The sequence below is a fragment of the Microbacterium sp. NPDC056569 genome (genome assembly GCF_042793475.1).
In the GTDB taxonomy this organism is placed as follows: domain Bacteria; phylum Actinomycetota; class Actinomycetes; order Actinomycetales; family Microbacteriaceae; genus Microbacterium.
In genome coordinates, this window is record NZ_JBHTUV010000013.1 from 52,126 (window position 1) to 70,830 (window position 18,705).

General features: G+C 70.9%; 22 protein-coding genes. 9 read left to right on the top strand and 13 right to left on the bottom strand.

Annotated features, from left to right (window positions below; genetic code table 11):
- Position 1: 1 nt before the first annotated feature.
- The 4 genes from ACFQ7C_RS15530 to ACFQ7C_RS15545 are packed head-to-tail and all read right to left on the bottom strand — an operon-like array spanning position 2 to position 2,040.
- Positions 2-778 carry an isocitrate lyase/phosphoenolpyruvate mutase family protein gene (locus ACFQ7C_RS15530; RefSeq protein WP_378903031.1) on the bottom strand — a complete coding sequence of 259 codons (777 nt, stop codon included), beginning with the start codon at positions 776-778 and terminating at the stop codon, positions 2-4.
- Between the two features lie 39 nt (positions 779-817).
- The gene (locus tag ACFQ7C_RS15535; protein WP_378903035.1) at positions 818-1,315 is read right to left on the bottom strand and encodes a YchJ family metal-binding protein; all 498 of its coding nucleotides are present in this window, start codon (positions 1,313-1,315) and stop codon (positions 818-820) included.
- Positions 1,260-1,625 (bottom strand): TraR/DksA family transcriptional regulator, encoded by a 366-nt coding sequence (locus ACFQ7C_RS15540; protein WP_378903038.1) that lies wholly within the window; start codon positions 1,623-1,625, stop codon positions 1,260-1,262. Before ACFQ7C_RS15540 ends, ACFQ7C_RS15535 begins: the two co-directional genes overlap by 56 nt.
- Positions 1,626-1,674: 49 nt before the next feature.
- Positions 1,675-2,040 (bottom strand): hypothetical protein, encoded by a 366-nt coding sequence (locus ACFQ7C_RS15545; RefSeq protein ID WP_378903041.1) that lies wholly within the window; start codon positions 2,038-2,040, stop codon positions 1,675-1,677.
- A gap of 323 nt (positions 2,041-2,363) precedes the next feature.
- Between ACFQ7C_RS15545 and ACFQ7C_RS15550 the strand changes: the two genes are divergently transcribed.
- Together ACFQ7C_RS15550 and ACFQ7C_RS15555 are read left to right on the top strand one after the other, a co-directional pair.
- Positions 2,364-2,903, top strand: coding sequence for a hypothetical protein (locus ACFQ7C_RS15550; protein ID WP_378903044.1), 540 nt, complete (start codon positions 2,364-2,366; stop codon positions 2,901-2,903).
- A gap of 128 nt (positions 2,904-3,031) precedes the next feature.
- Positions 3,032-3,667 carry a hypothetical protein gene (locus ACFQ7C_RS15555; RefSeq protein WP_378903047.1) on the top strand — a complete coding sequence of 212 codons (636 nt, stop codon included), beginning with the start codon at positions 3,032-3,034 and terminating at the stop codon, positions 3,665-3,667.
- Here ACFQ7C_RS15555 and ACFQ7C_RS15560 read toward each other — a convergent pair.
- From ACFQ7C_RS15560 to ACFQ7C_RS15575, 4 genes are read right to left on the bottom strand one after another with little or no spacing between them, the layout of a single operon-like run.
- The gene (locus ACFQ7C_RS15560) at positions 3,586-4,938 is read right to left on the bottom strand and encodes a DUF6716 putative glycosyltransferase (protein WP_378903050.1); all 1,353 of its coding nucleotides are present in this window, start codon (positions 4,936-4,938) and stop codon (positions 3,586-3,588) included. The genes ACFQ7C_RS15555 and ACFQ7C_RS15560 overlap by 82 nt on opposite strands.
- Positions 4,935-5,807, bottom strand: coding sequence for an N-acetylneuraminate synthase family protein (locus tag ACFQ7C_RS15565; RefSeq protein WP_378903053.1), 873 nt, complete (start codon positions 5,805-5,807; stop codon positions 4,935-4,937). The genes ACFQ7C_RS15560 and ACFQ7C_RS15565 overlap by 4 nt, the downstream gene beginning before the upstream one ends.
- Positions 5,804-7,033: a cytidylyltransferase domain-containing protein gene (locus tag ACFQ7C_RS15570; protein WP_378903055.1), complete on the bottom strand. Its 1,230-nt coding sequence runs from the start codon at positions 7,031-7,033 to the stop codon at positions 5,804-5,806. Before ACFQ7C_RS15570 ends, ACFQ7C_RS15565 begins: the two co-directional genes overlap by 4 nt.
- Entirely contained in the window at positions 7,030-7,941 is a 912-nt protein-coding gene (locus ACFQ7C_RS15575; protein ID WP_378903058.1) for a hypothetical protein, read from the bottom strand. The genes ACFQ7C_RS15570 and ACFQ7C_RS15575 overlap by 4 nt, the downstream gene beginning before the upstream one ends.
- 165 nt (positions 7,942-8,106) lie before the next feature.
- Here ACFQ7C_RS15575 and ACFQ7C_RS15580 point away from each other — a divergent pair, with 165 nt between their 5' ends.
- Both ACFQ7C_RS15580 and ACFQ7C_RS15585 read left to right on the top strand, forming a co-directional pair.
- Entirely contained in the window at positions 8,107-9,030 is a 924-nt protein-coding gene (locus tag ACFQ7C_RS15580; RefSeq protein WP_378903061.1) for a 5'-3' exonuclease H3TH domain-containing protein, read from the top strand.
- A gap of 109 nt (positions 9,031-9,139) precedes the next feature.
- Positions 9,140-9,616 (top strand): hypothetical protein, encoded by a 477-nt coding sequence (locus ACFQ7C_RS15585; RefSeq protein ID WP_378903064.1) that lies wholly within the window; start codon positions 9,140-9,142, stop codon positions 9,614-9,616.
- Here the strand turns inward: ACFQ7C_RS15585 and ACFQ7C_RS15590 are convergent.
- The 3 genes from ACFQ7C_RS15590 to trpD all read right to left on the bottom strand — a co-directional run bounded on the left by ACFQ7C_RS15590 (position 9,508) and on the right by trpD (position 12,182).
- Positions 9,508-10,509: a PHP domain-containing protein gene (locus ACFQ7C_RS15590; protein WP_378903067.1), complete on the bottom strand. Its 1,002-nt coding sequence runs from the start codon at positions 10,507-10,509 to the stop codon at positions 9,508-9,510. The two genes, ACFQ7C_RS15585 and ACFQ7C_RS15590, sit on opposite strands and share 109 nt — an antisense overlap.
- 19 nt (positions 10,510-10,528) lie before the next feature.
- The gene (locus ACFQ7C_RS15595) at positions 10,529-11,020 is read right to left on the bottom strand and encodes an aromatic ring-opening dioxygenase LigA (protein WP_378903069.1); all 492 of its coding nucleotides are present in this window, start codon (positions 11,018-11,020) and stop codon (positions 10,529-10,531) included.
- 100 nt (positions 11,021-11,120) lie between these two features.
- The gene (gene trpD / locus ACFQ7C_RS15600) at positions 11,121-12,182 is read right to left on the bottom strand and encodes an anthranilate phosphoribosyltransferase (RefSeq protein WP_378903072.1); all 1,062 of its coding nucleotides are present in this window, start codon (positions 12,180-12,182) and stop codon (positions 11,121-11,123) included.
- Positions 12,183-12,369: 187 nt separating this feature from the next.
- On the opposite strand from trpD, the gene ACFQ7C_RS15605 reads away from it, so the two are divergent.
- The 5 genes from ACFQ7C_RS15605 to ACFQ7C_RS15625 all read left to right on the top strand — a co-directional run bounded on the left by ACFQ7C_RS15605 (position 12,370) and on the right by ACFQ7C_RS15625 (position 17,401).
- A complete protein-coding gene (locus ACFQ7C_RS15605) occupies positions 12,370-13,011 on the top strand; it encodes a heme-copper oxidase subunit III (protein ID WP_378903075.1) in 642 nt (213 codons plus the stop codon).
- A gap of 20 nt (positions 13,012-13,031) precedes the next feature.
- Positions 13,032-13,835, top strand: coding sequence for a c-type cytochrome (locus ACFQ7C_RS15610; protein ID WP_378903078.1), 804 nt, complete (start codon positions 13,032-13,034; stop codon positions 13,833-13,835).
- Between the two features lie 38 nt (positions 13,836-13,873).
- Positions 13,874-14,953, top strand: a complete 1,080-nt coding sequence (locus tag ACFQ7C_RS15615; RefSeq protein ID WP_378903081.1) for a Rieske 2Fe-2S domain-containing protein — start codon at positions 13,874-13,876, stop codon at positions 14,951-14,953.
- 35 nt (positions 14,954-14,988) lie between these two features.
- Entirely contained in the window at positions 14,989-16,800 is a 1,812-nt protein-coding gene (locus ACFQ7C_RS15620; RefSeq protein WP_378903084.1) for a cytochrome bc complex cytochrome b subunit, read from the top strand.
- 181 nt (positions 16,801-16,981) lie between these two features.
- Positions 16,982-17,401: a rhodanese-like domain-containing protein gene (locus ACFQ7C_RS15625; protein WP_378903087.1), complete on the top strand. Its 420-nt coding sequence runs from the start codon at positions 16,982-16,984 to the stop codon at positions 17,399-17,401.
- Positions 17,402-17,410: 9 nt separating this feature from the next.
- Here ACFQ7C_RS15625 and ACFQ7C_RS15630 read toward each other — a convergent pair whose 3' ends face one another.
- Together ACFQ7C_RS15630 and ACFQ7C_RS15635 are read right to left on the bottom strand one after the other, a co-directional pair.
- Positions 17,411-18,214 (bottom strand): PP2C family protein-serine/threonine phosphatase, encoded by an 804-nt coding sequence (locus ACFQ7C_RS15630; RefSeq protein WP_378903090.1) that lies wholly within the window; start codon positions 18,212-18,214, stop codon positions 17,411-17,413.
- A gap of 56 nt (positions 18,215-18,270) precedes the next feature.
- Positions 18,271-18,705: a cytochrome c oxidase subunit 4 gene (locus ACFQ7C_RS15635; RefSeq protein WP_378903093.1), complete on the bottom strand. Its 435-nt coding sequence runs from the start codon at positions 18,703-18,705 to the stop codon at positions 18,271-18,273.

The following is an 18,705-nucleotide window of genomic DNA, read 5'->3' on the forward strand; positions in this document are numbered from 1 at the left end:
GTCAGTTGAGCGCGCGCGTCGCGGCGGGGATGACGCCTTCCGCATACAGGTCGGCGGCGGCATCCTGCAGAGCGGTGAGCGCGACGCGCTGCGTCATGGGCCCGTACGAGATGCGGGCGACGCCGAGCGCCTCGTACTCGCCCGCCGACAGGGCGCCGGGCAGGCCGATGACACTGACCTTGCGCTCGCCGATGCCCTCGACGAGCTTCCGCGTGACGTCGGCGTTCAGGATGCCGGGGACGAACACGAGGTCGGCGCCGGCGGCGAGGTAGGCGCGCCCGCGCTCGACGGCGTCGGCGATCGACTCCTCGACCGGGCGCTTGCCCGCGCGCACGAACGCGTCGGTGCGCGCGTTGAGGACGAAGGGCACACCTTCGGCGGCACCGGCCGCCACGATCGCCTCGACCGTTGCGACCGCCTCGTCGAGCGGCCGGAGGCGATCCTCGACGTTCGCGCCGACGGCGCCCTTCCCGATCACCCGGCGCACCGTCTCGCCCGGGTCGCCGTACCCGTCGTCGAGGTCGGTGCTCACCGGCAGGTCGCCGGCGGCCTCGACGATCCGGCCGATCATGTCGAGCGTGGTCTCGAGCGGGATCTGGCCGTCGGGGTAGCCGAAGGTCGCGGCGATGGAGTGGCCCGCCGTCGCGATGGCGCGCGTCTCGGGGAGGGCGGCGATCGTGCGCGCCGACACGGCGTCCCACACGTTCACCACGCGGAGGATCTCGGGCGCGGCGTGCAGTCGGGCGAGCGTCTGGGCTTTCTCTGCCTGAGTGGTCATGCCTGCCACGCTATCGGCGGCCGGAGGCCCGCGGGCCGGTCAGTCCGGATCGATCCGTCCGTCGACGTACCACCAGCGCCCGCTCTGCCGCACGAAGCGGCTGCGCTCGTGCAGAACGCCTCGCTCGGCGCCGTGTGACCACGCCGCGCGGAACTCGACGAAGCCGCGCGTGTCGTCCTCGCCTCCTGCCTCGGCTTCGACGATCTCGAGACCGGTCCATCGCTGATCCGGGTCGAGGGTCAGCTCGTCGGGACGCGTGCCCGGGTGCCAGGTCTCATCGAGGTAGTCCGCGTCGCCGACGACGAAGGCCGTGTAGCGCGAGCGCATGAGGCGCTCCACGGTCGGCGCCGGCGTCCCGCGTAGCGCGGGGGCGCAGCATCCGTCGAAGCGATCGCCGCTGCCGCACGGGCAGGGATCCCCGTCGCCGACGCGCGGGAAGCCGTCGCGTGCGGCCCGGGATGCCGCGGCGCCGAACGACACGTCAGGCGCCGGCCTTCTCGGCGCACGACACGCAGCGGGTCGCGAAGGGCCGCGCACGAAGACGCGCGATCGGGATGCTGCGGCCGCAGTCGACGCAGACCCCGTAGGTGCCGTCCTCCCAGCGCTTGACCGCCACGTCGATCTCGGCGATCTCGCGACGTGCGGCCTCCTCGATCGCCACCGCGCGCGACCACTCCCCCGACAGCGTCACGCCCTCGGGGTCGTGCTCGTCGTCGGCCACGTCGGAGCCGCGGTCCGCGCGCAGCTCGTCGAGGGTCTCGTCGATGGCCGCGATGCGCGCGGTGGCCGCATCGTGCAGCTCGTCGAGGAGCGCCCGCAGCTCGATCCGGCTCGCGGCGGAGGTCATCGCATGAGACTACGCCCGGATGCCGCATCCAGGCCGCAGCCGTGCCGTGTCAGCCCGAGACCTCCACGGTGAAGGTGACGTCCTGGATGCCGCCGTCCTCGTTCGAGAGGACCACCTCCGTCGTGCCCTCGGCGAGCCCTTCGACGCCCGGGTTGTACGTCGCGCCGCCGTCTTCGCGCCCCGCCGTGAACCGAGCGACGGACGGATCGGCGACGACGCCGCTGTAGCTGTCGACGGCGAGATCGCCGGTGTCGATGTTCAGCACCTGGCCGACCTCGAGCTCGACGGTCTCGCCCTGAAGGGCGCCGACGTCCCGGGTGACCGGGGCGATGACCGGCTGCGGCGACGCGCAGCCGGCGAGCGTCGCGAGCGAGGTGACGAGCACGAGCGTGGCGACCGGTCCGGCGATGCGCATGGCGTCATGATGACAGCCCAGCGGCTGCACGGCCAGTGCCGGGCGTTCGTATGGCCAGGCGATAGGGATCTCCCAGGTCGGCCTGGAAACCTGAAGGCATCGCGGCGCAGGGGAATCCCGGTCCCCTCCGCGACACCCCTGCAGGCGATGAGTCGCCGGGGACCACCCCTCGTGCCCGGTACCCGGAGGGCACGAGGGGCGGTCTCACCGACCCGCCCGGAGCCGGCGATCCACGAACCCCCCGGACGTGGTCGCCGGCTTCTCCGCGTGCACGCTGTGGATAACTCCATCCGGCGTCGACGCCGGCGGCTAGCGTTGGGGGCGTGAGGACTCGGGTCACAGCGGCGGCGCTCGGCGCTCTGCTGGCGCTCGGGCTCACCGGGTGCACGACACCGGGGCCTCCGGAGCCCACGCCGACATCGGCCTTCTCGAGCGAGGCTGAGGCCTTCGCAGCGGCGGAGGAGACGTACCGGGCGTACGTCGATGCGCTGAACCAGGTGGATCTGAGCGACCCGGAGACGTTCGAGGCTGTGTATGAGCTCACGACTGGGGACGCGAACGCTGGGGCACGGAAGACGTTCACGCAGATGCACGCGGACGGGTGGATAGTTGAGGGGCCAACGACAGTTTCCGCCCTCGAACCCAACGTCCTTCAGCCGGAGTCCGACGAGGTTGTTCTAGATGTGTGCCTGAACGTCTCGCAGGTGACGCTCGTTGACTCCCAGGGTGTTTCAGTCGTAGCCGACGATCGACGTGACATTCAGTCAATGCGGGTGACATTTGAGCCGTCATCCACCACCACCGGTCTCGCTATCGCGTTAATCGATGGGCGCAACGACGGTCTCACATGCGCAAGTCAGTAGTTGCGGGCGCCGTCTGCGCCGGATTCCTAATTGCACTGGCCGGCGGTACCGCGAGCTTCGCGGAGGAATGCGACGCGGGCGGTTGGGCAGGCAACTGCGAGGTTTCGAACGAGGAGACCCATGTCGACGTGAGCGCGCAAGAAACCCGGCCGGCAGAATCAACCGACAAACCCTCACAACCTGACTCCCGCAATCCCGCTGCGCCTGACTCGACCGCGCCCGCCGATCCCGACGACTGCGGTGATCTCGGCCGCTGCGGGTACAGCATCGGCGGACCGCCGGATCTCACGCTCGCCGACCTCGCCTCGTTCCGGCCCGTGCAGCCGACGCTCGGCGGGGAGCCCCGCGGCTTCGGCGTCGTCGGCATGCCGACGAACCTGCTGGCCACGGCGTCCGAGCAGCTCATTCCCGGCACCGTGCTCGGCTGGGACCTCACCGTCCGGTTCATGCCGGTCGCGTTCGTGTTCGACAACGGCGACGGCACCACGACGCGCGCCGCCACAGGCGGGGCGTCGTGGGCGAGCCTCGGCCAGGGTCAGTTCACGCCGACCGCGACGAGCCACACCTACCGGGAGCGCGGAACCTACGACGTGTCGCTGACGGTCGAGTACGCAGCATCCGTGAATTTCGGCAGCGGCATCTGGCGTCCCGTGCCCGGCGTGGTGCGTGCCGAGGCCTCCGGCTACGGCGTGCGCGTCGTCGAGGTGCGCACGGCGCTCGTCGAGCGCACCTGCGCCGAGGACCCGACCGGCCCCGGCTGCTGAGTCGCACCGGCCAGCGAGCGGCGTGCCCGTTGCGCGAGCCGCACCATGGAGCGCAGCGGCACGCCGATGACGTACGCCGCGGCACCCGAGGCCGACGTGTCGCTGCTCCCCAGGGCGACCTTCCGCTGCCACGCGTCGCGCACCGCGCCGCCGCGACGCCCCACCGCGGCACGAGGCGGCAGCCGCCCCGCCGACCGCTGGGCGATCAGTGCGTCGACGTGCGCGGTCCAGTCGTCGGCGCCGGGTGCGTGGAAGTAGTTGTCGTCGAGCCATTCCGGATCGGGGTGCCGGAACCGGCGCGCCACGACGTCGTCCTCGCCCGCGAGCAGATCGGCGTCGGCCAGCGTCTCGTTGATCAGACGCGGCGAGACGCCGAACGTGTCGAGTGCGATGACGGGGATGCCGCGGGCGATCGCCTCGATGGCCGCCGTGGAGCTCACCGTGACGAGCCCCTCGGCGGTGTCCAACGCGGTGCCCATCGACTGGGTCGAGGTGACGAGATTCGCCGGCAGCGGGCCGAGCGACGCGAGCAGCTCCGGGTACCCGTCGAGCTCGACGTGCGTCTGGTGCTCGCCCGACGCGGCACGGAGCTTCACCACGACGCGCCGCGACGGATCCGCCTCGGCGGCGCGCACGAGCATGCGCGCGATCCGCAGCCGGTCCTCGCGCTCGGCCGGGACCTTCGCCTGTGCTGCGAACACGAGGTCGGTGCCGTCGACCTCGGGGCGGGTGCCCCCGCCGGCGGTGACCGCGCCGCGGGCGAACGGCAGCGTCGCGAGGGCGTAGCGGTGCGCGTAGCCGGTGCGGACCGACAGCGCGCCGAACTCGCGCACCTCGCGGCGCGAGTGCACCACGAACAGGTCGGACTGGAGCCGGTACACGACGGCCTTGCGCGTCGCCGGGATGGAGATGCCGGGGAGGCCGGTGACGACGACCGGCCGCGGACGGGCGGCGGCCAGGTCGCGCGCGAGCACGCGCACGAGCGGTCCGCGGGCGCCGATCACGACCGCGTCGGCGCGCAGCTCGGCGAGCCGGGCGTCCAGCCGGCTGTACGCGATCCGCTCCACGCGGTCGCGCGCCAGCCCGCTTCCGCTCAGCGCGGAGGCGAGCTGGGCGTCGCTGACGACGAGCGGCGTCTCGAGCACCAGGAGCGAGGCATCCCATCGCTCGCCCACGCCGCCGAGGAGCGCGGCCGCCCACTTCACGTAGGAGTCGGTGTCGGCGATCGCGACGACCCGTGGCCGCGCGGCCTGCGTCGTGCGGGGACTCACGCGGGAACGCGACGCAGCTTCGCCATGGGGGCGAGCTCGCCGGGGTACACGCGCTTCACTCCGTCGCCGAGGGCGGCCTCGATGACGCGGATGTCGCGCACCAGGTGCTGCAGGCCCGCCGGCTCGAGCGACGCGGCGTGGTCGGAACCCCACATCGTGCGGTCGAGAGTGATGTGGCGCTCCACCGCGACCGCGCCGAGCGCGACGGCCGCGAGCGAGATCTGCAGGCCGCGCTCGTGCCCCGAGTATCCGACCGGCACGCCCGGGAACCGGTCGCGCAACGCCGGGATCATGCGGAGGTTGGCCTCGTCGGGCTCCATCGGGTACGTCGACGTCGCGTGCAGCAGCACGAGACGGTCGGTGCCGAGGATGTCGATCGCGGCGTCGATCTGCTCGATCGTCGACATGCCGGTGGAGAGGATGATCGGCTTGCCCGTGTCGCGCAGGGCCTGGAGCAGCTCGACGTCGGTGAGCGACGCCGACGCCACCTTGTGCGCGACGACGCCCAGGTCCTCGAGGAAGGCCACGCTCGGCACGTCCCACGGCGACGCGAACCACTCGAGGCCGCGCAGCAGCGCGTGGTCGGAGATCTCGATGTACTGCTCGCGGTCGAACTCGACACGGCGACGGTAGTCGAGGTACGTCATGCGTCCCCACGGCGTGTCGCGCGGCATGTCGCGCATGTGCTCCGGCGTGGCGATCTCGGGCGTGCGCTTCTGGAACTTGACCGCGTCCGCGCCCGCGTCGGCGGCCACGTCGATCAGCCGCTTGGCGATGTCGACGTCGCCGTTGTGGTTCAGTCCGATCTCGGCGATGACGTACGCGGGGCGTCCGCCCCCGACGACGCGGGATCCGATGGTGACGGTCATGAGGCCTCCTGTGGTGCGGTGGGGTGTGCGGATGTCTCCGCCGCGACGGCCGGGGCAGCCCGGCCGCTGAGCACGCGCTCGGCGAGGTCGCGCACGGCGCCGCCGCCACCGGGGCGATCGAGCACGACGCGCGCGGCGGAGAGGACGAGGGGATGAGCGTCGGGCACGGCGACGGGCCAGCCGACGAGCTCGAGGCATCCGAGGTCGTTCACGTCGTTGCCGACGTACGCGATGCGCGAGAGCGCGATGCCCCGATCCTCGGCCCACTCGCGCAGCACCGCCGCCTTGTCGGCGGCAGCCTGGCGCACGTCGACGCGGAGCTTGCGGGCGCGGGCTGCGACGACCGGATTGGCCTCGGTGGAGAGGATGAGGAACGGGATGCCGGCGGCTCGCAGCATCCCCACTCCCATGCCGTCCGACCGGCTCACGGTGACGGATTCGACGCCGTTCTGGTCGACGCGCACGGTGTCGTCGGTGTGCACGCCGTCGAAGTCGGTCACCACCGCGTCGACCGGGATCGCCCTCGTCCGGCCGCCGAACGCGTCGCGGTCGACGAGGGGTGCGAGCGTGCGCGCGAGCTCCAGCTCCTCGACGGTGTCGATCTCGATCGCGGTGCGCGGGGCGACCTCGGCGATTCCGACGCTGCCGAAGAAGCGGTGGTGCGCCGCCCGGAAGCCCGCTGCGCGCATGACGTAGAAACCGCCGGTCTCGAGATAGTGCGGCTCGCGGTCCTGGCGGCGCGGGCGCACATCGATCTCGTGATTGACCGGCTCGGCCGCGTTGCCGATGCCCTTCTCCCACAGGAACCCGTAGGTCTCCACCGCCGAGAAGACGCTGTCGCGGCGCCGGGAGCGCACGAGCTGCACCGCCGCCGTGAGGGCGTCGACGTCGATGAACGGCGACGTCGCCTGCAGGAAGGCGAGGACACCGACGTCGACCTTGCGCGCCTCGAGGGTCTCGAGGGCGTGCACCAGCGCGCTCTCGCTGGTCGCCTCGTCGCCCGAGAGGTCGGCGGGGCGCTCCACGACCTCCGCGCCCCACTCGGCCGCGACGGCGGCGATGTCGGCGTCGTCGGTCGTCACGACGACGCGGTCGATCGCCGGGCAGCGTCGCGCCGCGTCGACGGCACGCGCGACGAGCGGCACGCCCCCGACGCGCTGCAGGTTCTTGCGCGCGACGCCCTTCGAGCCGCCGCGCGCCGGGATGATCGCCACGACCTCGCTCATGCCGCCGCCGTCCGGGCCGAGCGCCGCACGCGGCCGGTGTGCATGGTCGCCCCCGTGCCCGCGAGCACGAGCGGGAGCGTCGTGGTGGTGCTCGACGGCAGCGTGTGAACCTCGAGCGCGGCCTGTGCACCGGCGAGCACGAGCTCTACCGGAAGTCCGGTCCGGTGGATGTGGAGACCGGGAACTGTCGCGACGGCGTGGAGCTGCTCGCCCGTCTCGCGGCGGTGAGGGAGGTACACCGCGCCCCCGGCCGCGGCATCCCGCACCCATCGCACGTAGTCGATCAGCAGCATGCGTCCGTCGACGGGCAGTGCGCTGCCGAGCACGACGCGGCGGCCGAGCTCGGGCGCCGCGGGCGCCGTCGCGCGCGTCCACGAGAAGTCGTGACGACGGATGCCGAAACCGTGGTCTGCGAGGGCGTCGACGCGGTCGGCGCCCAGGTCGAACGCCGTGAACATCCCGGCCCGCCGTGCCGTCGCCCGACGGTGCACGAGCTCAGCGGCGAACGGGGCGACGACGGTGGTCAGTCCGCGCTCGTCGATGTTCGGGCGGGCGTACGGGCGGCGGCCCAGCAGCGTGTCGGCGTAAGCGATCGCGTGGGCGCCGTCGTCGAGGAAGGTGATGCGGTGCGGGCGCAGCACCGCGGCCGCCATCCGGAACTGGCCCGAGAAGCCGTCGCCGACCAGCCAGTGCCCGTGGCGCGCGAGAAGATTCCAGGGGATGCCGAGGTACGGCTCGAGGGCGCCGAAGCGAGCGCCGCGTGCCAGCAGCACGTCGGCGGTGGCCGAGATCTGCGGCGTCAGCCGGCCGGCGACGGGCACGGTCGAGCGGTGGGCGGCCGCCCACTCCGCCGCGCCCACGAGCTGCAGCGGCGACTCGACCCACGCCAGCACATCGTCGCGACTCATGCGGCGCCTCCTCTCGCGTGCCCGGACGATCGGGCATCCGGCTGTCTCCCCACGGTGGGCGCCCGATGTGAACGCGATGGGTCCGCCCGGGCGACGGGGGCTGGTCCGGAAGGTGAACGGCGGGTGGCGGGATCGCGCGTCGGCGGCGCATGCCAGGATGGCCCCGTGACCGACCGCCTCATGCTCCTCGACTCCGCGTCCCTCTACTTCCGCGCGTTCTACGGGGTGCCCGACACGGTCCGCGCGCCGGACGGCACGCCGGTCAACGCGGTCCGCGGGTTCCTCGACATCATCACGCGGCTCGTGACGACGTACCGCCCCACGCATCTCGTCGCGTGCTGGGACGACGACTGGCGACCGCAGTGGCGCGTCGACCTCATCCCCACGTACAAGACACATCGCGTGGCCGAGGTCGTCGCCGGCGGACCCGACGTCGAAGTGGTGCCCGATCCGCTCGAGGTGCAGGTTCCCGTCATCCGCGAGGTGCTCGACGCCCTCGGCATCCGCATCGTCGGTGCCGCGGCCCACGAGGCCGACGACGTCATCGGCACCCTCGCGACGACGGCGACCATGCCGGTCGACATCGTCACCGGCGACCGCGACCTGTTCCAGCTCGTCGACGACGCGCGCGACGTCAGGGTCGTCTACACGGCGCGCGGCATGAGCAACCTCGAGGTGCTCACCGACGCCGCCGTCGTCGCGAAGTACGGCGTGCTGCCGTCGCAGTACGCGGACTTCGCGACCCTCCGCGGCGACTCGTCCGACGGGCTCCCCGGCGTCGCCGGCATCGGCGAGAAGACGGCGGCCGGCCTGCTGGCGACCCACGGCGATCTCGCCGGGATCATCGCCGCCGCCGAGGCCGGCGAAGGCATGTCGGCGGGCGTCCGCTCCAAGGTGCTCGCCGGCCTCCCCTATCTCGCGGTCGCCCCGCAGGTCGTCGCCGTGGTCCGCGACCTCCCCCTCGAGGTGCCCGACCCGCGCCTGCAGCCGCTCACCGAGCAGCGGAAGACGGATGCTGCGGCCCTCGCCGAGCAGTGGGCGCTGGGTGCGTCGATGAACCGCATCGTCGACGCGCTCGACACGGTCTGATCCCTCGCGCGGCGTCGCTTCGGCGATGCGCCGCCTGCTCCCCCGGGAGTAGGCGCCACCACTCCCGCAGTCAGATTCTCACCGCGGGCCGCGGCGTACCATCGTGCGCATGCCCGGGCCCGTGCATGACGATCCGGGCGCGCACCGGCCGCGCGCCACCGGCACCGGCACCGGCACCGGCACCGACGATTTCGGCCCGCGCCTCCGTCCACCGGCCGCCGTCGTGCTGCTCGTACCGGTGTTCGTCTCGCTCCTGGTGCAGGTGCCCGGCACGATCGCCCTGTCGTTGTGGCAGCGCGTGCCGGTGCGGGCCGGCTTCCGTGCCCTGCTCGACTCGGAACCCGGCATCGACGTCGTCGCGGAGGCATCCGGTGGCCAGGCACTGCTGCTCGCACTGCGCGGCACCGGAGGTGCTGCGCGCCGACGCCGCCCGGTAGCCCGGCGACGCGGCAGCGGCGCCGGCCCGTCGACGCGGACTCAGGCGCCGCGGTCGCGCCCGGTCCACGCGCGCAGCTTCTCCAGCGGCCACGTGGTGACGATGCGCTCGGCGGGCACGCCGATGCGCTCGGCGCGTTCGGCGCCGTAGTCGAGCAGCGAGAGCTGGCCCGGCGCATGAGCGTCCGAATCGATCGAGAAGAGGCATCCGATCTCGAGCGCCAGCGTCATCAGCTCGTCGGGCGGGTCCTGCCGTTCGGGCCGGGAGTTGATCTCGACCGCGACGCCGTGGGCCTCGCAGGCCTCGAACACCGCGCGCGCGTCGAAGGTCGACGGCGGCCGGGTGCCGCGGGATCCCTCCACGAGACGGCCGGTGACATGCCCGAGCACGTCGATGTGCGGGCTCGACACCGCGGCGACCAGTCGCCGGGTCATCGGGCCCCGCTCCATGCGCAGCTTCGAGTGCGCGGACGCCACCACGACGTCGAGCTCGGCGAGGAGGTCGGGCTCCTGATCCAGAGCGCCGTCCTCGAGGATGTCGACCTCGATGCCCGACAGCAGCGTGAACCCGTCGCCGCTCATCCCGGCGACGACCTCGAGCTGGGAGCGGAGGCGTTCCGGCGAGAGGCCGTTCGCCACCCGCAGTCGCGGCGAATGGTCGGTGAGCGCGAGGTACTCGTGTCCGAGAGCCCGCGCCGCGTCGACCATGAGGTCGATCGAGGTGAGCCCGTCCGACCAGTCGCTGTGCGAATGGAGGTCGCCGCGCAGCAGCGGCCGCAGCGTCGACGTGCGCTGCACTCCGGCCCGCTCGCGCAGGTCGACGAGGTAGCCGGGCACGTCGCCCGCCAGCGTCTGCTGGATCACGGCGAGGGTGGAGTCGCCGATCCCCTTGCGGCGACGCAGAGCCGCGGTGTCCCGCAGCTCTGCGTTGCTCAGGCCCTCGATCGCGTCGGCCGCTGCCCGGAACGCCTTCGACTTGTACCGGGACGAGCGCTCACGCTCCAGGAGCGTGGCGATCTCGGTGAGCGCGTCGTGAGGGTTCACGTGGGGAACAGTCGGCGGATCAGTAGACGTTGGACCGTCTGATCACCACCGGCACGCTCGCCAGGCGGTGGATCGCCCAGCCGAACAGGATCGCCAGCACGCCCATGCCTGCCGCGAAGAGCGCCACGCCGTAGGCGACGATCGAGGTGAAGAGCGAGGCGCGCAGGAACGACGCCTGCATGACGGTCGCCCGCACCGGGTCGTCCTGATCCAGCTCCGCGTAGGTCTTGCCGCCCGACGCCTCGAGCGCGTGGTGGTTGATGATGTCGGCCTGCACGTAGGCGGTGAAGGGCCCGGTGACCTGCTGGCCCTGGAACGCCGCGGCGTCGTCGGGGATGGTGATGTTCTCGGCCGTGAGCTGGTTGGTCACGCCGATCCATGCGATGACGCCGACGACGATCAGCAGGACGCCGCCGATGATCCCGAGGATGCCGACCGCCTTCACCAGGCCGACCTTCTTCTCGGGGGGCTCGATCACGTCGGTGGTGCTGCGGGGCTCTTCCTCGCTCATGCGTCCTCCTCGGATGCGGGGTCGTTGGGCCACACGCTAGCGGCGCGCGACGGCGCGGCGGAAGAGCGCACGCCGTGCAAAACCCGGCGTGGGGCGCGGTTCAAGAGGCGAGTGCGCGCGTGGTCTCGACCCAGCGGTCCAGCGTGGCCGAGGCGGCACCGCTGTCGATCGCGGCAGCGGCGTCGTCACGCGCCTCCGCGAGGCGCTCGAGGATCGGCCGCTGCACCTGGCTCGCGTCGCGGAACAGCCGGTACGCGACGATGCCCGCGGCCGCGTTGAGCAGAACGATGTCGCGCACCGCGCCCTCCTCGCCGCCGAGCACCCGGCGCACCACGTCCGCGTTGTGGGCGGGGTCGCCGCCCAGGAGGTCGTCGATGTCGGCGAGCGGGATGCCGAGATCCCGCGGGTCGAGGTCGTGCTCGTGGATGTCGCCGCGGCTGACCTCCCACAGCCGGCTGTGGCCGGTCGTGGTGAGCTCGTCGAGTCCGTCGTCGCCGCGGAAGACCAGAGCCGTCGCACCGCGCGTGCGGAACACGCCGGTGATGAGCGGCACCCGGTCGAGGTGGGCGACGCCCACCGCGTTGGCCTCGGCGCGGGCCGGGTTGCACAGCGGCCCGAGGAAGTTGAAGACGGTGGGCACGCCCAGCTCGCTGCGCGTCGCTCCGGCGTGCTTGAAGCCGGGGTGGAAGGCGGCCGCGAACGCGAACGTGATGCCCGTGCGCGACAGCGTCTCGGCCACGGCGTCCGGCGACAGAGTGAGGTCGACGCCGAGCGCGCCGAGCACGTCGGACGAGCCCGACGAGGAGCTCGCGGCCTTGTTGCCGTGCTTCACGACCGGGATCCCGGATGCTGCCGCCACGAGTGCCGACATCGTCGAGACGTTCACGGTGCCGAAGCGGTCGCCGCCGGTGCCCACGATGTCGAGGACCGCCGCGTCCACGGGCAGCGGCAGGGCCGCCTCGAGGATCGCGTCGCGGAAGCCGACGATCTCGTCGACGGTCTCCCCTTTGGCGCGCAGCGCGACGAGGAATCCCGCCAGCTGCGAGGGGGTGGCGCGGCCCGACATGATCTGCCGCATCGCCCACGTCGACTCCGAGACGCTGAGGTCGCGCCGCTCGAGCAGCGTGGTGAGGATTGCCGGCCAGGTGTAGAGCTCCGCCATAACGGAGAAGCCTAGCCGGGCGCGGGAATCGGAACCGTTTCGTGACACGGGGTCCCCGGGCGGGCGATTCTGCGTCTTCACCACGTGTTCACGGCGGAGTCGCAGGCTGCTCTTAGGTTCCCCTAAGTTCGGCAGCGCGCCAAAACATGCCCGGCGATGCGAAAACCGCGGCGTCGGATCGGCCATAATGGGGAGCGTGACGACCTCCACAGCGACCTACTCCCAGGCCATGCGGTCCGTCAAGCGGCCGGATCCGGTCGCTGTCGGAACCATCGTGTGGCTCGGCAGCGAGGTGATGTTCTTCGCGGGCCTGTTCGCGATCTACTTCACCCTGCGAAGCACCTCCCCCGATCTGTGGGCGCAGGAGACGCAGCTGCTGAACATCCCGTACGCGACCGTCAACACGATCATCCTCGTGCTGTCGTCGGTCACGTGCCAGATGGGCGTGTTCGCCGCGGAGCGCTTCCAGCCCTACTCGACGAAGAAGCGCGGCTGGCTCGGCTGGGGCATGGTCGAGTGGTTCTGGCTGACGTTCGCGCTCGGCGCGATCTTCGTCTCGGGCCAGGTGTGGGAGTACGCCCAGCTCGTCGCCGAGGGCATGCCGATCAGCGCGAACTCGTACGCGTCGGCCTTCTACCTCACCACCGGGTTCCACGCCCTCCACGTGACGGGCGGCCTCATCGCCTTCCTCCTCGTCATCGGGCGTGCGTACGCCGTCAAGAACTTCGGGCGCAAAGAGATGACCTCCTCGATCGTCGTGTCGTACTACTGGCACTTCGTCGACGTCGTCTGGATCGCCCTGTTCCTCGTCATCTACTTCCTCAAGTGAGAGCGGAGCTGAACCCCGAAATGGCACGAGAGACCACGCGCCGCTCCAAAGGACGCCGCAGCCCCTGGGCGGCAGCCGCACTGATCGGCATCGGCCTGCTCATCACGGGCGGCGTCTACGCCGGCGCATCCGCCGCGATGGCGGCCACGACGCCCGAGACCGTCCAGAACTCCGCGCTCACCGTCGAAGACGGCAAGAAGCTGTTCCAGGCCAACTGCGCCACCTGCCACGGCCTCGACGTGCAGGGCACCGAGGACGGCCCGTCGCTGTACGGCGTCGGCGAGCTCGCGGTGCACTTCCAGATGAGCACCGGCCGCATGCCGCTGCAGATGCAGGGCCCGCAGGCTCCGCAGAAGCCCGCGCAGTTCACGGACGAGCAGATCGCCGCGATCGGCGAGTACGTCCAGTCGATCGCGCCCGGCCCGACCTACCCCGACGAAGAGGTGCTCGACGGCGGCGGCAGCGCCTCCGAGGGCGGCGAGCTCTTCCGCATCAACTGCGCCATGTGCCACAACGTCGCCGGCGCCGGCGGTGCGCTCACCGAGGGCAAGTACGCCCCCGCACTGCACACCACCACCCCCCTCAACATGTACGCGGCGATGGTCACGGGCCCGCAGAACATGCCGGTGTTCAACGACATGACGCTGACCACCGAAGAGAAGCGCGACATCATCACCTACCTGCTCTATTTGCAGGACAACGAGTCTGCGGGCGGATTCTCCCTCGGCTCGCTCGGCCCCGTCTCCGAGGGCCTGTTCATCTGGATCTTCGGCATCGGCTCGCTGATCGCCATCACCGTGTGGATCACGGCGAAGTCCAACTGATCGACGTACGACACACGTAAGACTTGACGAGGAGCAGCATGGCCCACGAGGACGACCCGCTAGAGCACGAGAGGGCTTCCTGGAAGCCCTCCCCCGGGCTCGCTGTCGCGGTCACCGACCCGGTGCACAACCCTGGCCTCCCCCCGCACCGCGAGCGGATGACCGACAAGGACCCCGCTTCGATGAAGCGCGCGGTCCGGGGCATCTACACGCTCTTCTACCTGTCGATCGCCGGCAGCATCTGGGCCATCGCCGCATACATGCTGTTCCCGATCGAGAGCGGGCGGATCGTCGACATCCGCAACAACAACCTGTTCATCGGACTCGGCATCGCCTTCGCGCTGCTGGCCATCGGCGTGGGCGCGATCCACTGGTCCAAGGCCGTCATGTCCGACAAGGAGTTCGTCGAGCCGCGCCATGCCACGCGTGGCCGCGACACGACGCGTGAAGCCGCCATCAAGGCCTTCGCCGACGCCGACGCCGAGTCGGGCTTCGGTCGCCGCGCGATGGTGCGCAACTCCCTCATCGCCGCACTCGTCGCCTCCGTCGTGCCGGGCGTCGTGCTCTTCCGTGGTCTCGCGCCGTTCAACTCGCCCGAGAAGCCGCACGCGGGCGACCCCGTGTACCTGCTCGAGCACACGATGTGGAAAGAGGGCATGCGCCTGGCGCACGACCCGTCGGGCGAGCCCATCCGCGCCGCCGACCTCACCCTCGGCTCCGCCGTCCACGTCATCCCCGAGGCACTGGCCGAGGTCTCGCACAGCGAGGGCTACCTCGACGAGAAGGCCAAGGCGATCGTCCTCCTCATCCGCATGCTGCCCGAGCAGCTGACGGAATCGGAGGAGCGCAAGGAGTGGTCGTACAACGGCATCGTCGCGTACTCCAAGGTGTGCACCCACGTCGGCTGCCCCGTCGCGCTGTACGAGCAGCAGACCCACCACCTGCTGTGCCCGTGCCACCAGTCGCAGTTCGACGTCACCGACCACGCGAAGGTCATCTTCGGCCCGGCTGCGCGCCCGCTGCCGCAGCTGCCCATCACCGTCGACGACGAGGGCTATCTCATCGCCCGCAGCGACTTCCTCGAACCCGTCGGCCCGAGCTTCTGGGAGCGTCATTGAGCACCTCAACCGTCACTGAGCAGCCTGCGGCTCCTGTGGCTCCCGTCTCACGGAACGGCGACCGTCCGCTCGGCGGTCGCTTCATCGGCGCGACCGCGAACTACATCGACGAGCGCACGAGCCTCTCCGGCTTCGTCAAGGAGCTCGGCCGCAAGATCTTCCCCGACCACTGGTCGTTCATGCTCGGCGAGATCGCCCTGTGGGCGTTCGTCGTCGTGCTCCTCTCGGGCACGTTCCTGACGTTCTTCTTCCAGGCGTCCATGACCGAGACGCACTACAACGGGGCCTACCTGCCGATGCGCGGCATCGAGATGTCGGCCGCCATGGCGTCGACCCTCGAGATCTCGTTCGACCTGCGCGGCGGTCTCCTCGTCCGCCAGATGCACCACTGGGCCGCCCTCGTGTTCGTCGCCGGCATCGGCGTGCACATGCTCCGCGTCTTCTTCACCGGTGCGTTCCGCAAGCCCCGCGAGCTCAACTGGGTGATCGGCTTCATCCTGTTCATCCTCGCGATGGGCGAGGGCTTCACGGGCTACTCGCTCCCCGACGACGTCCTGTCGGGCAACGGCCTCCGCATCATCGACGGCATGGTCAAGGGCATCCCGATCATCGGCACCTGGACCTCGTTCCTCCTGTTCGGCGGACAGTTCCCGGGTGACGCCATCGTCGGCCGTCTGTACACGCTGCACATCCTGCTGCTGCCCGCGATCCTCGTCGGCCTGCTCGTCGTCCACCTCATGCTGATGGTGATCAACAAGCACACCCAGTTCGCCGGCGCCGGCCGCACGAACAGCGTCGTCGTGGGCTACCCGATGATGCCGGTGTACATGTCGAAGATGGGCGGCTTCCTGTTCATCACGTTCGGCGTGATCGTCCTCATCGCGTCCCTGTTCACGATCAACCCGATCTGGAACTACGGCCCGTACGACCCGTCCCCCGTGTCCGCAGGCACCCAGCCGGACTGGTACATCGGCTTCGCGGACGGCGCCCTGCGTCTGGTGCCGCCGGGCTGGGAGATCGTGTTCCTCGACCGCACGTGGTCGTTCAACATCATCGTGCCGCTCGTCGTCCTCGGCCTGTTCATCGTCCTCGTCCTGATCTACCCGTTCATCGAGGCGTGGGTCACCGGCGACAAGCGTGAGCACCACATCGCCCAGCGTCCGCGCAACTCCGCCACCCGCACCGCCATCGGCGCCGCCGGTGTCACGTTCTACGCGGTCCTTTGGGCGGCGGCGGCCTCCGACATCATCGCCACCCACTTCTGGCTGACGATGGAGGGCGTGATCCACACGCTCCAGGCGCTGCTGATCCTGGGTCCGGTGATCGCGTACTTCGTCACCAAGCGCATCTGCATCGCGCTGCAGAAGAAGGACCGCGAGATCGCGCTGCACGGCTACGAGTCGGGCCGCATCGTCCGCCTCCCCGGTGGCGAGTACATCGAGGTGCACCAGCCTGTCGACGACTACGAGCGCTTCAAGCTCGCCGACTTCGACACCTACGAGCCGCTCGTGGTGCGTCCGAACGCCAAGGGCCAGATCCCGTGGCACGAGAACCTCCGCGCGTCCGTTTCGCGCTGGTTCTTCGAGGATCGACTCACCCCGGTCACGCAAGCGGAGCTCGACGCGGCGCTGGCGCACCAGCACCACGACCTCGACCACATCGCGGCCGAGGAGGATCTCGAGATCCAGGCTGCCCACGAGCGCGCCGGCGTGCCGGACGCTCCGCACAAGCCGATCGATGACGGGAAGCATGGCGAGGTGCCGGTGCGCCCCTCCAACGTCATCGTCCCCGAGCCCGAGCCCGGCACCAAGGCTCCGCGCAACCGCGAGAAGGAGTCCGACCAGTAGGTCGCCGCACTTCGCAGACGGATGCCCCGGCGCGATCTTCACGATCGTGCCGGGGCATCCGTCGTTTCGCGTCGCCGTCCGCATGCACGATGCACGCTGCTCCGACGGATCGGCAGGAATCGCACGGGGTGTGACCGCGCATCGGCGCAGCGGCGCCGGCAGGCCGGATTAGCGTGGAGGCATGACAGACGCCCTCTCCTACTTCTCCGCCAAGCTCGCCCTCGAGACCGACTCCTCCGACGTGTACGCCGCACAGAAGGCCGGAGAGCAGTTCGTGCTCGTCGACGTCCGCGGCGAGGAGGCGTGGGCCCAGGGTCGCATCCGCGGGGCCGTCCACATGCCGTACCGGGAGATCGCAGAGCGGGCGCCGCGCGAGATCGACGCCTCGACGCCGGTCGTCGTGTACTGCTGGAGCCCCGGCTGCAACGCCGGCGCGAAGGGCGCGATCGAGTTCGCGAAGCTCGGCTACTCCGTCAAGGAGATGATCGGCGGCTACGAGTACTGGGTGCGCGAGGGTCAGCCGGCCGAGAACGACGAGGGCGCGCTCCCCCGCGTGTTCGATGCCCAGGTGATGGTCGTCCGGGCCCCTGTCGCCGGCTGAGCGCCCTCCTCAGGCCGATTCCAGTCCTTCCATGAACCTGGCGGCGGCCGCCCCGTAGAACGACGTCTGCGCGGGCGCGCCGCCGCTGTCGTCGTCGACCACGTCGCACACCACCACCGTGACGTTGTCGCGCGTTCCGGCTTCGAGCGCCACGGCGACGCACGCCTCCGCAGCGGCGCCGACGGAGGACTGACGCATCAGCTCAGCGCGGATCTCGGCGTCCGGCACGTAGTCGGTGAGCCCGTCGCTGCAGATCACCCACCGGTCGCCCGGGCGAGCGTCGTACGCGGTCACCGTCGCCGCATCGCGCTCGGCGCCGCTCAGCGAGGCGGTGATGATGTTGCGGCGCGGGTGGGACGCAGCATCCGTTCTCGACACGAGCCCTCGGTCGACGAGCGCCTGCACGAGCGAATCGTCACGGCTCACCTGCGTGAGCGCGCCTTCGCGCAGCCGGTACGCCCGCGAGTCTCCGGTGTGCGCCAGCAGCAGTCCGCCCTCTCGCGCCGCGAAGAGCCCGGTGAACGTCGTCGCCATGCCGCTCAGCGACGGATCACGCTCGACGTGGGCGCGGAGGTCCCAGTTGGCCGAGCGCACGGCATCGGCCAGCTGCACCGGCTCGAGCCCGTCGAGCCTGCCTGCGGCCAGTCGATGGATGAAGGCTGCCGAGGCGAAGTCGCCGGCGGGTCCGCCACCGACGCCGTCCGCCACCGCCGCGCCCCACGAGGCGGTGAACGCGGCGTCCTGATTGGTCGTGCGGTGCGGTCCGATGTCGGAGCACGCGGCCGCACGCAGATGCGCACGAGGCCCCGTCACAGACGGATCCTCGTGCGCGTCACGCGGTTCGGCATGCGACCCGGCGGTCTGCCGGATCAGCGGGCGAAGTAGCCGCGGTAGTACTCGTACACCCAGCCGACGATCGCGACGACGAAGACGCCGATGCCGATGGGCATGAGCCAGGCGCCCACCGCCAGGCCGATCATGCCGAGCGCCGCCGAGAAGGCGAGGACGATGGGCCACCACGACCAGGGGCTGAACTCGCCCAGCTCAGGGTCGCCGTCGTCGATGTCGGAAGTGAGGACGTCTTCGGGCAGCTCGCCGCCCTGTGCCTTGTGCACCTTGCCGATGTAGAACGCGATCAGCGCGCCCATCAGCGCCGTGAACAGCAGCGCGACGCTGCCGACCCACTCGACAGCCTGATACCAGACCAGGTCGGGGTGGGCGATGATGTTCCACCCGGTGTAGACGATCGCGACGATCAGGAAGAAGACGGCCAGCAGCCACCAGAGTCCGGTGTTGGTACGCAC

Excerpts from the sequence above, each read along its gene's own strand:
- ACFQ7C_RS15530 (WP_378903031.1), bottom strand. The coding sequence starts at position 778 with ATGACCACTCAGGCAGAGAAAGCCCAGACGCTCGCCCGACTGCACGCC.
- ACFQ7C_RS15540 (WP_378903038.1), bottom strand. The coding sequence starts at position 1,625 with ATGACCTCCGCCGCGAGCCGGATCGAGCTGCGGGCGCTCCTCGACGAG.
- ACFQ7C_RS15545 (WP_378903041.1), bottom strand. The coding sequence starts at position 2,040 with ATGCGCATCGCCGGACCGGTCGCCACGCTCGTGCTCGTCACCTCGCTC.
- ACFQ7C_RS15565 (WP_378903053.1), bottom strand. The coding sequence starts at position 5,807 with ATGACCGTCACCATCGGATCCCGCGTCGTCGGGGGCGGACGCCCCGCG.
- ACFQ7C_RS15570 (WP_378903055.1), bottom strand. The coding sequence starts at position 7,033 with ATGAGCGAGGTCGTGGCGATCATCCCGGCGCGCGGCGGCTCGAAGGGC.
- ACFQ7C_RS15575 (WP_378903058.1), bottom strand. The coding sequence starts at position 7,941 with ATGAGTCGCGACGATGTGCTGGCGTGGGTCGAGTCGCCGCTGCAGCTC.
- ACFQ7C_RS15585 (WP_378903064.1), top strand. The coding sequence starts at position 9,140 with ATGCCCGGGCCCGTGCATGACGATCCGGGCGCGCACCGGCCGCGCGCC.
- ACFQ7C_RS15595 (WP_378903069.1), bottom strand. The coding sequence starts at position 11,020 with ATGAGCGAGGAAGAGCCCCGCAGCACCACCGACGTGATCGAGCCCCCC.
- trpD (WP_378903072.1), bottom strand. The coding sequence starts at position 12,182 with ATGGCGGAGCTCTACACCTGGCCGGCAATCCTCACCACGCTGCTCGAG.
- ACFQ7C_RS15605 (WP_378903075.1), top strand. The coding sequence starts at position 12,370 with ATGGGGAGCGTGACGACCTCCACAGCGACCTACTCCCAGGCCATGCGG.
- ACFQ7C_RS15610 (WP_378903078.1), top strand. The coding sequence starts at position 13,032 with ATGGCACGAGAGACCACGCGCCGCTCCAAAGGACGCCGCAGCCCCTGG.
- ACFQ7C_RS15615 (WP_378903081.1), top strand. The coding sequence starts at position 13,874 with ATGGCCCACGAGGACGACCCGCTAGAGCACGAGAGGGCTTCCTGGAAG.
- ACFQ7C_RS15625 (WP_378903087.1), top strand. The coding sequence starts at position 16,982 with ATGACAGACGCCCTCTCCTACTTCTCCGCCAAGCTCGCCCTCGAGACC.